The organism is Chryseobacterium gregarium DSM 19109, from assembly GCF_000430845.1.
GTDB classification, from domain to species: domain Bacteria; phylum Bacteroidota; class Bacteroidia; order Flavobacteriales; family Weeksellaceae; genus Chryseobacterium; species Chryseobacterium gregarium.
On record NZ_AUMU01000003.1, the window covers coordinates 92,184 to 106,012 of the forward strand.

The window sequence follows — 13,829 nt, forward strand, 5'->3', positions numbered from 1 at the left end:
ATTAATCTTTGAGTTTTTCCGCGGGAATAAAATACAGTACCGGCTTTGTACTTCCCAAAGGAGAATGGAACTTTTCCCCTGAAATATAAAGGCCGGTTTCATCCGCCGCAATCCCTTCAATCTGACCGACAGATAAAGCACTCCCAAAATAATATCTTTCAGGATTTTTTTTGAAAAATACGCCCGGTTCCGTTTCACTGAAAATGTTTAAAAAGACTTCTGTCTTTCTCGTATAGCCCACCAGATACAGCTTATTATTGAAATAAGAAGCATCCGTAACCACAAAACCCGTTTTAAAAGACTCGGTTTTTTGAGCTTTCTGCTTTTCCTGTATTTCAGGATCTATGATATAATGGGTCGTTGATTTGGCACCCCATTCTTTTGTGAAAAGATGGATTTTTCCGTTCAGCCAGATCATCGCTTCCGCATCGAAGTTGGTTTTCAGATAATCTGGAGAAAATTCCGCCTGTTCAGGATATTCGAAACGGATGAGCGTGGCTGAGTCATTTTTCAATACGTTATTTGCAAAAGGTATTTTATAGATCTCCAGGTCTTTTCGTGTTCCGCCGTTATTCCCGAAGTCCCCGATATAGAAGTTTTTTCCGTCATGGGTCAGTGCTTCCCAGTCTTTGTTTTCAGCATTTACGGACAGCATACTTACTATTTTCCCGGATGCTTTGTCAAGCTCAAAAATTTCAGGGGCATTGCCGCTGTCATTGAAAGTATAAAGTGTTCCGTTAAAAAGGCTTAATCCTGATGTTTCCCGGATTTTTTTATCCAAATGACCTAGTCTGTACTGCCTGATTTTCAGAATCTGTGACTGCTGGGAAAATGCAAATGCAGAAAAGATGAGGGTGAAAATAAGAAAGAATTTTTTCATCGGGTAAAATTAAAACTATTTTTATCAACCTGTTTGAGATTCGTTTTTATGAATATTACGGATATTATTTTTTATCATCCGCTATGCCTGTCATTCCTTGGATACCGTCACCCTGGCTTCTTATGAACCTTTTTTCCTGTTTATGTTTTTCTTTTCCCAATATTCTTTCTGATACTGTCTTACCGTTTTTCCGGTTCCGTCATGTCTCCAGCCCGGGGAGTTGAAAATATAATTGATCCGGTCTGAAATATTCAGTCCCGGCTGCCTGATGTCTTTCCAGATTTTCCGCCATTCGTATAAAAGAACCGTGTCGGGTTTATTGTCAGGCATTTTAGGATAAATCCCGTATTTGATAGGAACGGCAGGGTCTTCCCGTTCAAAGGTTCCGAATATTTTGTCCCAGATGATCAGGCACATGCCCATATTCCGGTCCAGGTACTTGACGTTGCAGGCATGATGCACGCGGTGATGTGAAGGGGTGACTAAAATATATTCCATGATTCCCAAACTTTTTACGGCCTGGGTATGGACCCATGTTCCGTATACCTGGCCTAGCGCATATACCACCATGATATGCCACGGATTAAATCCGAGGAAAGCAAGCGGAGAAAAATACAAATACCTGTACAATGGCTGAAGCACGGGACTCCGGAAACCTGTGGTCAGGTTGAAATATTCAGAGCTGTGATGGGTAATGTGCACGGCCCAGAAAGCTCTGGAATGGTGATCGATATAGTGCAGGACGTAATAAGCAAAATCAGTAACTACGAAGCAGGTGAGCAGGTACCAGACCGTAAAATCCCATGAAAAGAACCTGTGATTGTAAAAAAAGAACATCACGCCCATGGCAAACGCCTTCATGATAAAGTCCAGCCCGAAGTTCAGCATGGCCAGATAGATATTGGTGGCCACATCTTTTCCATTGTACAGCCTGCCTTCTGAAACATGGCTGTAGACCATTTCGGCAATGATGACGACGGCAAGTATCGGAACCGACCATGAATAGATGTATTCAAGTCCGTTTTCACCCCAAAAATAATCCTCCATCTTTATATCAGTTTTGATGCAAAGTTAGGATTTTAAGAAAATGTTAAGAGACTTTTAAAATTTTTTAATGAAAATTTAATCGGTATTTTTATTGGCCAGCTGTCCGCATGCGGCATCAATATCTCCCCCGCGGCTTTTTCTTACCATCACCGTAACGCCTGAGTTTTCAAGCTGACGGATATAATTTTCTTCCGCCTGTTTGTTGCACCGGTCGTATTTCCCGTCGCCGATCGGATTATACTGGATCAGGTTGACTTTGGATGGGACCTGTTTACAGTATTTAATCAGGGCTTTAATATCTTCATCGTTATCGTTGATGTCTTTCCAGACACAATACTCGAAAGTAATCACAGAACCGGTTTTCTGGTACCAGTACTGAAGGGCTTCCATGATTTCCGTCAGCGGGAACTTATCCGAAAACGGCATGATTTCATTCCGTTTGGTTTCAATGGCGGAATGCAGGGAAAGGGCCAGCTTTACCCTGAGGTCATCATCGGCCAGCATTTTAATCATCTTCGGAATCCCGGAAGTGGATACGGTAATTCTTCTCGGTGACATGCCCAGGCCTTCCGGCTGGGTAATTTTGCGGATGGCTTCCACTACATTTTTGTAGTTCATCATCGGCTCCCCCATTCCCATAAAAACGATATTGGAAAGCGGCCTGTTGAAATACATTTTGCTCTGGCTGTCGATAAGGGCTACCTGGTCCACAATTTCGGCTACTTCAAGGTTTCTCATCCTTTTCAGCCTTGCGGTGGCACAGAATTCACAGTTCAGCGAGCATCCGACCTGGGAAGATACACAGGCTGTCGTCCGGGTTTCGGTGGGGATCAGAACAGATTCCACCAATAAGCCGTCATGAAGCTTTACCCCGTTTTTAATGGTTCCGTCGGTACTCTTCTGGAGCTGGTCAACGGAAACGGGATTGATGGTATATTCCTCAGCAATTCTTTCCCGGAGGGATTTTGAAAGATTTGTCATCTCCTCAATCGAATGGAGGTTTTTGCTCCACAGCCAGTCGTAGACCTGCTTCGCACGGAACGGCTTTTCGCCTAAAGTCGCAAAATAGTCTTTAAGTTGGTCGAGTGATAAAGTACGGATGTCTTTCATAATATTAAGAGCCAAGTTAAAAGTAAAAATTAAAAAGTTTTTAAGGCCTGGTGTTATTAACTATTGCACCGAGAATATGCTTCAATTCGGCACTTTCTTTTAATAAGATTTTAAATTCTTCAGAATCATAATGGTCCAGCTTTTCCAGAACCCGAAGCCAGAAATTGCTTTCCCTGGCTTCTCTTAAAGCAATCTTCACTTTATTTCTAAAGTCTGCTTTAGAAGATCCAGCCTGTGATTCTTCATAATTAGCACCTATTGAAGTTGCTGATTTCCCAAGTTGAAATCTTATTAATTTGCTTTCAGGATCATTAGGAAGTGTTCTTAAAAAGATAAGACAATTCACTCCAAACGTAAAAGTTCTTGTCAGTAAATCATTTTCTTTCATCCCGGCTCGCTGGCTATACTTTACACTTTTAACCTGGCTCTTTTTACTTATTTATTTATAAAATTAACATAGCATCTCCGTAAGAATAGAATTTATACTTTTCTTTTACGGCTTCTTCATAGGCCTGCATGATGAATTCTTTTCCTGCAAAGGCGGCAATCATCATGATCAATGTTGATTTTGGCGTGTGGAAATTGGTAATCATGGCATTGGCCACTCCGAAATCGTGAGGCGGGTAGATGAATTTGTTGGTCCAGCCATGGAATGATGAAATCTTCTTGTTGGAGGATACCGAAGTTTCCAGCGCTCTCATGGTGGTTGTTCCTACGGCGCACACTCTTCTGTGGTTGTCAACCGCTTTGTTGATAACGTCAGCATTTCTCTCATCAATAAATACTTCTTCAGATTCCATTTTATGTTTGGAAAGATCTTCCACTTCAATCGGGTTGAAAGTTCCCAAGCCGACGTGAAGCGTAATTTCCGCGAAATTGATTCCTTTGATCTCCAGTTTCTTCATCAGATGCCTGGAGAAGTGAAGTCCGGCAGTCGGGGCCGCAACGGCACCTTCCACTTTTGCATAGATCGTCTGGTATCTTTCAGCATCTTCGGGCTCAACCGCTCTTTTGATATATTTCGGAAGCGGGGTTTCCCCTAATTCCTTTAATTTAGTTCTGAATTCTTCATAAGAACCGTCAAATAAAAACCTCAGCGTTCTTCCTCTTGAAGTCGTGTTATCGATCACTTCCGCTACCAGGGATTCATCTTCGGTAAAAAACAGTTTGTTCCCGATTCTGATTTTTCTTGCCGGATCTACCAGTACGTCCCATACACGGGTTTCTTTATCAAGCTCTCTTAAAAGGAAAACTTCAATTTTCGCCCCTGTTTTCTCTTTGTTCCCGTATAGACGGGCAGGAAAAACTTTGGTATTGTTAAAGATAAATAAATCCTCCTCGCTGAAATAATCCACCACATCTTTGAACAGCTTATGCTCGATAGTCTGGGTTTTTCGGTCTAAAACCATTAATCTGGCTTCGTCTCTGTGTTCCGATGGGTGCTCTGCCAATAATTCCTCAGGAAGATCAAAATTAAAATCTGATGTTTTCATTTTTTAAATTACGGTTTAAAAATTATTAAAATTACAGGGTGTAATTTCAGGACTGCAAATATACGACATCAGATACCCCTTTGTCAAGTATATATCGATTTAATTTCATCAAAGCTGAAAAACTGTGATTTACGGCGATTTTTAATCCTGAAATAAACTATTTTTGAATGCATTAAAATTGTACACTTATGAGCAAATATTCGATTGAAGCTTTTGTCAATGAAACAAAAGAGAACCCGCAGGAAAGAGATTATTTCGAACTGGAAAAACCGCAGCTTTTAGAAATCAACCTTAATAACCAGTCGGTCTGGACCAAGACAGGAAGTATGGTCGGCTACGTTGGGAACGTCAGTTTTGAAAGGCAGGGAATGCTTTCCGGAGGATTAGGGAATTTATTGAAGAAGGCCATCAGCGGCGAGGGTGCCCGACTGATGAAAGCAGAAGGAACCGGAAAGCTTTATGTGGCTGATGAAGGTAAAAAAGTCCGCATCCTGTATCTGAATAACGAATCGGTTTGCGTCAACGGAAATGATGTTCTGGCGCATGAGGAAAGTATTAAAAGTGATATCACCATGCTGAAAAGCATTGCGGGAGTAATGGCAGGCGGACTTTTCCAGGTGAAATTATCCGGAACCGGCCACATTGCCATCACCACGCACGGAGATCCACTTACGCTGATGGTTACCCCGGACAGTCCTGTGTTTACAGACCCGAATGCTACGGTAGCGTGGTCAGGAAACCTGAGCCCGGACCTGAAAACCAATGTCTCCTTCAAAAGCCTGATCGGAAGAGGCAGCGGAGAAGAGTTTCAGATGAAGTTTTCCGGAACCGGCTGGGTGCTGATTCAGCCATATGAGGAAGTGTATAGAATTGAGAAATAATATTTCCGGCTCTTTATTTATAAATTATCAACTTAAATTACATCTATACAAGCAAGGAATTTTTCTTTGCTTTTTATATTATTAATAATCAAAATGATATTCCTGAGACAAGGCATTATTAAAAGTAAAGATCAGGGAAAGCGGTATCCTTCTTCATAAATGGATTTTAATCACCTTCCATTCTTCCAGTTTCTTTTCAAAGGAAACGGTGTGAAGCGGACTGGTTGAAGGCAATAAAAATACAGGAATTTTAAAATGTTTTCCTAAAATTTTCTGTGCGTTTTTATACGATTTTCCGCCATTACAGAATATGGCCTGAATATTCGGGTATTTTTCTAACAGTTCAGGGATCTGATTGGCCTCTTCATTCCTGATTTCAGCATCCAGGCTTCCTTTCCGTTCACAGGAATCGATGACGTCCCAAAGGGCGATGCAATGTTTTTTCAGCATTTGTATTTTATCCCCGTAGTCTTCGGTGAATGCTTCATCAAGCAGTTCAAAAATAATCTTCCAGAATTTATTTTGAGGATGGGCGTAATACTGCTGTTTTTGCAAAGATTTTACCCCTGGAATTGAACCTAAGATTAATATTTTAGAATTGCTGTCAACAATCGGCGGGAAAGAAAAGATTCTGTTTTGCATCATTGGTGTATTAGATTATGACTGAAACTGTTCATATACCTAAAAACAAAAAGCGGGCTAAAGCCCGCTTCTGTTGATATTTTAATGACAATGGACCTAAAGCCACCCCGTCAAAAATTATGTAGAAGTAATTGCTACCTTTCTGTAGGAAGAGAATTTATAAGGTTTCCTTCAGCCAGTCGAAGAATTCACGTTGCCATACCAAGCCGTTCTGCGGATGCAATACCCAGTGGTTTTCGTTCGGAAAGTAAACCAGCTTTGATTTTAGCCCTCTCAGTTTTGCAGCCTGGAAGGCTTCCTGACCCTGCTCGTAAGGAACCCTGAAATCGATGCCGCCCTGAACAATCATGATCGGCTTGTTCCATTTATCCACAAAATTACTCGGATTAAATTCGGTATAGGCTTTGGGTTGCGGTTTTTCCCACGGAGAACCCAGGTCCCAGTTGGCAAACCACAGTTCTTCAGTAGTCAGGTACCAGGATTTCATATCGAATAATCCGTCGTGAGCGATAAAAGTCTTGAACCTGTTTTCATGGATACCCGCCAGCATAAATACACTGTATCCTCCATAGCTGGCTCCTACTGCCGCTACCCTTTCTCCGTCAACATAAGGTAATGTTTTCGCAAAATCCGTTGCAGCCAGGTAATCTTTTATCGGCTGTCCGCCCCAGTCTCTCGAGATTTCTTCATTCCATTTGGTTCCCCAGCCCGGCATTCCGCGGCGGTTAGGGGCGACTACGATATATCCGTTGGCAGCCATCAGGGCAAAGTTCCATCTTGTGCTGAAGAATTGCGTTAAAGCCGACTGCGGTCCGCCCTGGCAATATACCAGCGTCGGGTACTTTTTATTTGGATCGAAGTTCGGCGGATAGTGGAACCATACGCCCATTTCTTTTCCGTCTGAGGTTTTGACCATCTTCAGCTCAGATTTTCCCCTGGCCAATTTTGAATACATCTCTTTATTCGCATCCGTAACCTGTTTCATGTCTCCGTTCTTCACATTTACTGAAAAAAGGTCTGTCGCATGGTTAATATCTGTGCGGCCTACCAGAAGCGTATTTTTCTGATCCGCAAATATTTCATTTACATCAAAATCACCTGTGGTTAGCTGCTGCACTTTAGCCTTTTTGGAATCTACAGAAAACAGTTGCTTTGTCCCTCTGAATGCGGCCGTAAAATAAATGGTTTTGGAATTGCCGGCCCAGAACACATCGCCTGAAACACTGTCGTCCCAATCAGCCGTCAAATTGCTTATTTTACCGGATTTCCAATCCAGGATTTTAATGTCATTTTTATCCGCTTCATAGCCGTTTCTGGCCATACTCTGCCAGATCATTGATTTTCCGTCCGGACTGAATTTCGGATTAAGATCATAGCCTTTATTGGATTCTGTGAGGTTTTTTGTGGATCCTGAAGCCAGGTCATACGCGAAGATATCCGTGTTGGTGCTGGTGGCATATTCTTTACCACTTTTGGGTTTTGTCACGTACAGAAGCTGGGAAGAATCAGGACTCCAGATGAAGTCTTCGGCACCGCCGAACGGCCTTTGGGGAGAATCCCAGGTTTTGCCTTCCAGCAAATCTTTTGCAGCATCCGCTTTATCAGATATGTTGACAACAAACACATGGTTGTATTTCCCTTCATTAAAATAATCCCAATGCCTGTGGTTCAGGTCGGTATATACCTGTGCAGTGGATTTCGGAGTATCGGAATATTTATCCTTACCCATCAGTTTTTCCACCAAAACCTGTTTGCTGAAGGCTATTTTTTTACCGTCAGGAGAAACCACAATATTGTCAGCCTCGCCTACTGTATAAAATTCGGTCCAGGTTTTCCCGCTGTCTTTGGAAAGGAAAATCTTATCGCCTTCCTGCGCGTAGATCCCGTTTTTATCCCACTGGATCAGTGATTTTTTGCCCAGATCTATTTTTACAGACTGGTTATTAATGACGTTCAGAAAATAACTTTCGCTTTTTGTCTTTTCGGTTTTCAGATCGGTCTGCCCTACTTTATAGATCAGTGAAGAATGATCGGGTGAAACGGCCTGTACTCCTACTTTTTTCAAAGTCCAGAGGATTTCGGGCGTCATCAGTTGTTGTGCATTCATTAAGAGCGGAGCTGCCAAAGCCAGCAGGCTGTACTTAAGTTTCATATGTTGATATTCATTTTTAGGAGCATAAACCTAATCGTATGTTCCCATTCATTTAAAGATGGCCAAAGTTACTTATTTTTAAATTATTAGATACCCTATTTTTGCTGAGGATGCTGAATTTTAAATCATAGAAATTCAACAAACAAAACGTAAAGAGTGAACACACGCTCACTCTTTATGGATATCATTCGTTAAAATTTATTCAGTTTAATCCTTGTCTGAAAACATCGAATTGGCGAGGGAAGTAATGACCGAAAGCAGAATACTGAAAATCAGTGCCCACCAGAACCCGTCAACCACCATGCTGTCGATAAAGTAATCGGCAATAAGGATAATAATGGCATTTATAACTAAGGTGAAAAGCCCTAATGTAATGATTGTCAAAGGCAAGCCTAAAAGTTTCAGTACCGGTTTTACGATCAGGTTGAGAATTCCCAGGACAATGGAAAAAATAATCGCCCCTCCGAATCCCGAAAAATGCACGCCCGGTAAAATCATGGTCAGAAGATAGGCGACAATCGCTGTGACAAGCAGCCGGATAATTAAGTTCATAATTTGATTTTTTAATGTTTATAAGGTGTTGCTGTGCAAAACGTATTCCCATTTATCAGAAGGGGTTTAAGCAACAATAAAGCTACTTTATTTTCATCATCGTCACCAGTGAAGTGGCCACATGGCTTTCCGAAGCCCCGTTTTCATCAACGGTATAAATTTCCGTCCTGATCACGCTGATCTTGGCGCCGCCTTTTACCACATAGGATTTTGAAACTAAGGCATCGCCCATAGCCGGCCTTAAATAATTGACTTTCAGTTCCACCGTAACCACATAACAGTCTTCTTCGTAATGGCTTACGGCTGCATAGCCCGATGATACATCTACCAGGGAAGCGATCATGGCCCCGTTGAACATTCCTGCTTTCCGGGTCATTATGTCCATTTTCGGAATTTTGATAGAGATGAAATCAGTTTTCACTTCCAGTAATTCTGCCTTGTAGAACTGCAGGGTTTCGGAGCGGCTGAAACTGCCGGTGATGAGTTGCTTTTTTTCGGGTGTCATTGTTTTGGTTTACGGCAAAGATAAATACAAATTTTCACAAATATTTTTATAGATCTTCATATGGATCGTAAACAAAATAGCTAAAGGATAAAAGTGAGGTTAAAATACCGTCTTTATTGACGTACCATCAACTTATTGAACGAATTCAGCTTAACATTAAAAATGTCAAACATTCAAATTAAGCCAGAGTAATAGTAAAATCTTCATTCAAAAACAAAATACCTTCCGTCAGGCTTTCAGGATGTGCGCTGAAGCCTTTTAATTTTGAGGTCTTCCCTTTCATTACCAGGTCCATCAGCTGTTTATCCGAAATCTTTTTACCGAAAATTTCAAACATGGCCTTAAAGCCGCAGTTTTTAAAATCAGAACACCCGACAGCCGTCTTTCCTTTGATCAGGTGGTGTGCTTTGCATTTCGGGCACTGCGTTTCTTCCCACGACTGCAATTCTTTCCTGACTGCCGGCTCCCGTTTTTTCTTTTCGGGTTCCGTCTTTTCTTCCTGTAACGTGATTACTTTCCCTTTTCCGTACACCACTTTATCAGTAAGTTCCGTCACCATCCGGATCAGTTCTTCCTTAAACTGGTTGGCTTCATAGTCGCCGCTTTCAATCCTGCGGAGCTTGGATTCCCATTCACCCGTCAGTTCCGGGCTTTTCAGCAACTCATCCTCAATGGTGTCAATCAGCTGGATGCCGGTTTGCGTGGCAATCAGGTTTTTCCTTTTCTTTTCGATGTATTTCCGTTTGAAGAGGGTTTCAATGATATTGGCACGGGTGGACGGCCTTCCGATCCCGTTATTTTTCAGCATTTCACGGAGTTCTTCATCTTCCACCTGTTTCCCGGCGGTTTCCATGGCCCTCAGCAATGTCGCTTCCGTATATGGTTTCGGCGGTGACGTTTTCCCCTGGTGGATCATTGGATAGTGCGGCCCGGATTCCCCTACCGTAAATTCGGGGATACTCTGTTCTTCTTCCTTATCTTTTTCCTTATCGGCAGGCTCTTCTTTGGGTTCTTTGGCATACACCGCTCTCCAGCCCGGTTCCAGGATCTGCTTGCCGCTTGTCTTAAACGGAATCGTTCCCACTTTCCCTTCCACCAAAGTGTTTGAAATTTTACACTCGGGATAAAATACGGCGATAAAACGCTTGGCGACTAGGTCATAAATCAGCTTTTCTTCCCTACCGAGGTTTTGGGACGGGGTAACTTCAGTCGGGATGATGGCGTGGTGATCGGTTACTTTCGCATCATCAAATACGGCTTTGGATTTTGGGATCGGAGCCTGCAACAATGGGTTGATGAGTTCCTGATAAAAAGTCATTTTTCTCAGGATCCCTTCGGTTTTCGGATACAGGCTTTCTGATAAGTAGGTGGTATCCACACGCGGATAAGTGACATGCTTTTTCTCGTACAGGCTCTGGATGTAATTTAAGGTATTCTCAGCAGAATAGCCGTATTTCTTGTTGGCTTCCACCTGAAGTCCTGTCAGGTCAAAAAGCCTCGGATTTTTTTCCTTTCCTTCCTTGATTTCAAAAGAAACAATTTCGAAAATATTTTCTTTCAGGTATTCCAGTCCTTTTTCGGCACGTTCCCGGGTTTTTAAGCGGTCAATAGCTGCGGTGAACAGGACGTCACGGTACCGGGTTTTCAGTTCCCAGTATTCTTCAACGGTAAAAACATCGATTTCTTTCTGCCGTTGAACGAGCATGGCCAAGGTCGGGGTCTGTACCCTGCCGACGGAAAGAACGGCTTTATTGCCTCCGAATTTTTTTGTAAACAAACGGGTGGCGTTGATGCCCAACAGCCAGTCGCCTATGGCCCTGGCATTGCCTGCGAGATACAGGTTTTTATAGTCTTCCGCCGGTTTTAGGTTTTCAAACCCTTCTTTAATTGCTTCTTCCGTCAGGGACGAAATCCACAGGCGTTTCACCGGTTTGGTGCATTTTGCTTTCTGCAGCACCCAACGCTGGATCAGCTCTCCTTCCTGCCCGGCATCCCCGCAGTTGATCACCTCATCACATTCTTCCACCAGCCGTTCAATTACTTTAAACTGGTTTTCCACCCCTTTATTCGGAATTAATTTGATTCCGAAATTCCCGGGAATGATCGGCAACAGGAAAAGGTTCCAGGATTTGAACTGCGGACCGTAATCATGGGGCTCCTTCAAAGTACAGAGATGCCCGAATGTCCAGGTCACGCAATAGCCATTGCCTTCCATATAGCCCTGCTTGGGCATAGTGGCGCCCAATACTTTGGCAATATCTCTGGCAACACTGGGTTTTTCGGCAATACAAAGTTTCATGAAGGTCTCGGGATTTTGAAGAGGGCAAAATTCGGGAATTTTTTTTAATAAAACTATTTGTACCGGCTGTAAAATGATCTTACATTAAAAGACTCGCGCTAATAAAACCGGCACCGTTTATCATATATTTATTTACGGCATCTACAAATGCTTATTTGCTGTAATCTTCAGCTCATTCAGGTCCAGCTGGGATTCGGCTTTGCGGATTTCATCGTCGCTGAACTCCTTTTTACGTTTCATGGTAAATAATTCCTTTCGCTGCAGGGCAAAGATGTCAAGCATGATCTGATGGTACTCTTTCAGGTCATGCTGCCTGTTGGAACACTGCTCCATCGAACTGAGATGGTTCTGATGAAGCATAATATCATTTTCCAGCGTATTTTTCAAATTCTCCACCAGGCTGTTGGTCTGTAAGTTAGCTGCATATTTTTTATTGATCCGATTGACTGCCAGTTGATCCAGCCTGATCTGAATCCCGGCCTGCTGTTCATGCGAAGGCAGGATAGGATCGATCTCCCCGATATTAACCCATGTAATAATCAAAGGCAGCGTAAGCCCCTGGAAAACCAGGGTTACAAAAATGACGATAAATGTGATAAAAATAATCAGGTTCCGCAAGGGAAATTCCGACTGTTCGTTCATCATAACCGGGATCGACAATGCAGTGGCCAGCGAAACCACGCCCCGCATGCCTGCCCAGCCTATAATCAGCGGATTTTTCCATCCCGGAGTAGGATCCTGTCTCACTTTTCTGCTCAGCCATCTCGGGATGTGGGCTACCGGATAAATCCATAACAGGCGGACTACAATAACAATAACGCTGATAATCAGGCCATATTTAATCCCTTCTATCAGAGAGGTTTCGCCGAGCCCGCTGATGATTTCAGGAAGCTCAAGGCCGATCAATATGAAAACCAGGGCATTCATAACGAAAATCAGGGTGTTCCAGACGCCGAGCATATTCACCCTTGTGGTTCCGGTCTTGAAAATTTCCTGGGAGCGGAAAGACATAAACAGCCCGCCGCTCACCACGGCCATCACGCCTGAAAAATGAAAATGCTCCGCAGAAAGGAATAAGACATAGGGTGTTATCACCGTCAGTGCTGCATCGATTGCCGGTGTGGTTGGCAGAAACCGGTGGATGGCATAAAAGACATGGGCACCTGCAATACCTACGACAATCCCCATGCCTGCCACCAGGAAAAACTGTCCGGTAGCTTCCTGCATGGAGAACATTCCGGTCATCACGGCAGCCAGTGCAAACCTGAAGACAATCAGGGAGGAAGCGTCATTGATCAGGCTCTCCCCTTCCAGCATGGCCAAGGTACGCTTCGGAACTTTTAAGCCTTTTAAAACCGTGGTAGCCGCCACAGCATCAGGAGGTGAAACAATTCCTCCCAGCAAGAATCCCAGCGCCAGCGTAAATCCCGGAATCAATGCCTGCGAAGCATACGCCACCACCAAGGATGTCAGAAAGACCAGCCCGAAAGCCAGTAACGCGATCGTGCGTTTCCATTTCCAGAAATCATTCCATGAAGTATACCAGGCCGCTTCATATAAAAGCGGCGGCAGGAAAATTAAAAATATAATTTCGGGGTCCATCTTCAGGACAGGGACACCAGGAATCAGGCTGATGCCCAATCCTGCCAGTACCAAAAATATAGGATACGCAATTTTGATGCGCTGAGCCAGCATGACCAGCATCATGACAATCAGCAAAAGCCCGAGGATTAAAAGGATCTGTTCGTGCATGGTTTGTTTTTATTTTATCCGGTTCTACATCATAAATGACCTGAGGTTACGAAACTGATATTTAATATACAGATGAGTTAAGGCAAAGTCAGATCTCATAAAATATTATTCCAATCTTTCAGAACCGGTCTCTGAAAGGGTAATATGATCCGATGACGGCCTCTACAAAGGTACCTGTTTTCTTTAAACCGTTTCCCTGAACCACACATCATTGTACTCTTCAGGATGACGCTTGAACTGGCCGTGAACATACGGACATAACGGGACAATTTTCAGGTTGTTTTCACGGGCATAGGAAACCAGCTGCCCGAGCAATAATTTGGCAAATCCTTTTCCTTCATATTCAGGATTGACTTCCGTGTGATAGACAGTTAATTTTTCGCCGATAACGGAAATATCCATTTTTCCTGCCTTGTGTTCGTCTGAGAAAAGCTGAACTTCTCCTTTTACATTTTCTAAAACTACTGCTGTTCTTTCCATTGTTTTGATTTTTAATTAACAGGGTAAAATTAACAC

The 13,829-nt window shown here is 43.0% G+C and carries 13 protein-coding genes; 1 reads left to right on the forward strand and 12 read right to left on the reverse strand.

The features are described from left to right. Position 1 precedes the first annotated feature (1 nt). From H561_RS0105470 to queA, 5 genes are all read right to left on the reverse strand, one after another. On the reverse strand, positions 2-880 hold the full coding sequence (locus H561_RS0105470; protein ID WP_027386093.1) for a hypothetical protein: 879 nt from the start codon (positions 878-880) through the stop codon (positions 2-4). Between the two features lie 120 nt (positions 881-1,000). Beyond that, complete coding sequence (locus H561_RS0105475) at positions 1,001-1,927, reverse strand: sterol desaturase family protein (RefSeq protein ID WP_027386094.1); 927 nt, start codon at positions 1,925-1,927, stop codon at positions 1,001-1,003. A gap of 75 nt (positions 1,928-2,002) precedes the next feature. Beyond that, positions 2,003-3,037 carry a 23S rRNA (adenine(2503)-C(2))-methyltransferase RlmN gene (gene rlmN / locus H561_RS0105480; RefSeq protein ID WP_027386095.1) on the reverse strand — a complete coding sequence of 345 codons (1,035 nt, stop codon included), beginning with the start codon at positions 3,035-3,037 and terminating at the stop codon, positions 2,003-2,005. Positions 3,038-3,077: 40 nt separating this feature from the next. After that, positions 3,078-3,425, reverse strand: a complete 348-nt coding sequence (locus H561_RS0105485; protein WP_027386096.1) for a four helix bundle protein — start codon at positions 3,423-3,425, stop codon at positions 3,078-3,080. Positions 3,426-3,480: 55 nt separating this feature from the next. Continuing rightward, positions 3,481-4,530 carry a tRNA preQ1(34) S-adenosylmethionine ribosyltransferase-isomerase QueA gene (gene queA, locus H561_RS0105490; protein WP_027386097.1) on the reverse strand — a complete coding sequence of 350 codons (1,050 nt, stop codon included), beginning with the start codon at positions 4,528-4,530 and terminating at the stop codon, positions 3,481-3,483. A 188-nt stretch (positions 4,531-4,718) separates the two neighbouring features. On the opposite strand from queA, the gene H561_RS0105495 reads away from it, so the two are divergent. Continuing rightward, positions 4,719-5,411: an AIM24 family protein gene (locus H561_RS0105495; protein WP_027386098.1), complete on the forward strand. Its 693-nt coding sequence runs from the start codon at positions 4,719-4,721 to the stop codon at positions 5,409-5,411. A 153-nt stretch (positions 5,412-5,564) separates the two neighbouring features. On the opposite strand, the gene H561_RS0105500 is transcribed toward H561_RS0105495, so the two are convergent. The 7 genes from H561_RS0105500 to H561_RS0105530 all read right to left on the reverse strand — a co-directional run bounded on the left by H561_RS0105500 (position 5,565) and on the right by H561_RS0105530 (position 13,793). Continuing rightward, complete coding sequence (locus tag H561_RS0105500; protein WP_027386099.1) at positions 5,565-6,053, reverse strand: DNA-deoxyinosine glycosylase; 489 nt, start codon at positions 6,051-6,053, stop codon at positions 5,565-5,567. A gap of 157 nt (positions 6,054-6,210) precedes the next feature. Next, positions 6,211-8,205 carry a S9 family peptidase gene (locus tag H561_RS0105505; RefSeq protein WP_027386100.1) on the reverse strand — a complete coding sequence of 665 codons (1,995 nt, stop codon included), beginning with the start codon at positions 8,203-8,205 and terminating at the stop codon, positions 6,211-6,213. Between the two features lie 207 nt (positions 8,206-8,412). Then, positions 8,413-8,757 (reverse strand): phage holin family protein, encoded by a 345-nt coding sequence (locus H561_RS0105510; RefSeq protein ID WP_027386101.1) that lies wholly within the window; start codon positions 8,755-8,757, stop codon positions 8,413-8,415. A gap of 82 nt (positions 8,758-8,839) precedes the next feature. Beyond that, positions 8,840-9,262, reverse strand: a complete 423-nt coding sequence (locus H561_RS0105515; protein WP_027386102.1) for a PaaI family thioesterase — start codon at positions 9,260-9,262, stop codon at positions 8,840-8,842. Positions 9,263-9,440: 178 nt separating this feature from the next. Beyond that, positions 9,441-11,561: a type IA DNA topoisomerase gene (locus tag H561_RS0105520; protein ID WP_027386103.1), complete on the reverse strand. Its 2,121-nt coding sequence runs from the start codon at positions 11,559-11,561 to the stop codon at positions 9,441-9,443. Between the two features lie 141 nt (positions 11,562-11,702). Further along, positions 11,703-13,313 carry a Na+/H+ antiporter gene (locus H561_RS0105525; protein WP_027386104.1) on the reverse strand — a complete coding sequence of 537 codons (1,611 nt, stop codon included), beginning with the start codon at positions 13,311-13,313 and terminating at the stop codon, positions 11,703-11,705. Between the two features lie 183 nt (positions 13,314-13,496). Further along, complete coding sequence (locus H561_RS0105530) at positions 13,497-13,793, reverse strand: GNAT family N-acetyltransferase (RefSeq protein WP_027386105.1); 297 nt, start codon at positions 13,791-13,793, stop codon at positions 13,497-13,499. Between the last annotated feature and the right edge of the window lie 36 nt (positions 13,794-13,829).

Coding starts and splice junctions, on each gene's coding strand:
- rlmN (WP_027386095.1), bottom strand. CDS start 3,037: ATGAAAGACATCCGTACTTTATCACTCGACCAACTTAAAGACTATTTT.
- H561_RS0105515 (WP_027386102.1), bottom strand. CDS start 9,262: ATGACACCCGAAAAAAAGCAACTCATCACCGGCAGTTTCAGCCGCTCC.
- H561_RS0105525 (WP_027386104.1), bottom strand. CDS start 13,313: ATGCACGAACAGATCCTTTTAATCCTCGGGCTTTTGCTGATTGTCATG.
- H561_RS0105470 (WP_027386093.1), bottom strand. CDS start 880: ATGAAAAAATTCTTTCTTATTTTCACCCTCATCTTTTCTGCATTTGCA.
- H561_RS0105485 (WP_027386096.1), bottom strand. CDS start 3,425: ATGAAAGAAAATGATTTACTGACAAGAACTTTTACGTTTGGAGTGAAT.
- H561_RS0105475 (WP_027386094.1), bottom strand. CDS start 1,927: ATGGAGGATTATTTTTGGGGTGAAAACGGACTTGAATACATCTATTCA.
- H561_RS0105530 (WP_027386105.1), bottom strand. CDS start 13,793: ATGGAAAGAACAGCAGTAGTTTTAGAAAATGTAAAAGGAGAAGTTCAG.
- H561_RS0105520 (WP_027386103.1), bottom strand. CDS start 11,561: ATGAAACTTTGTATTGCCGAAAAACCCAGTGTTGCCAGAGATATTGCC.
- H561_RS0105500 (WP_027386099.1), bottom strand. CDS start 6,053: ATGCAAAACAGAATCTTTTCTTTCCCGCCGATTGTTGACAGCAATTCT.
- queA (WP_027386097.1), bottom strand. CDS start 4,530: ATGAAAACATCAGATTTTAATTTTGATCTTCCTGAGGAATTATTGGCA.
- H561_RS0105505 (WP_027386100.1), bottom strand. CDS start 8,205: ATGAAACTTAAGTACAGCCTGCTGGCTTTGGCAGCTCCGCTCTTAATG.
- H561_RS0105495 (WP_027386098.1), top strand. CDS start 4,719: ATGAGCAAATATTCGATTGAAGCTTTTGTCAATGAAACAAAAGAGAAC.
- H561_RS0105510 (WP_027386101.1), bottom strand. CDS start 8,757: ATGAACTTAATTATCCGGCTGCTTGTCACAGCGATTGTCGCCTATCTT.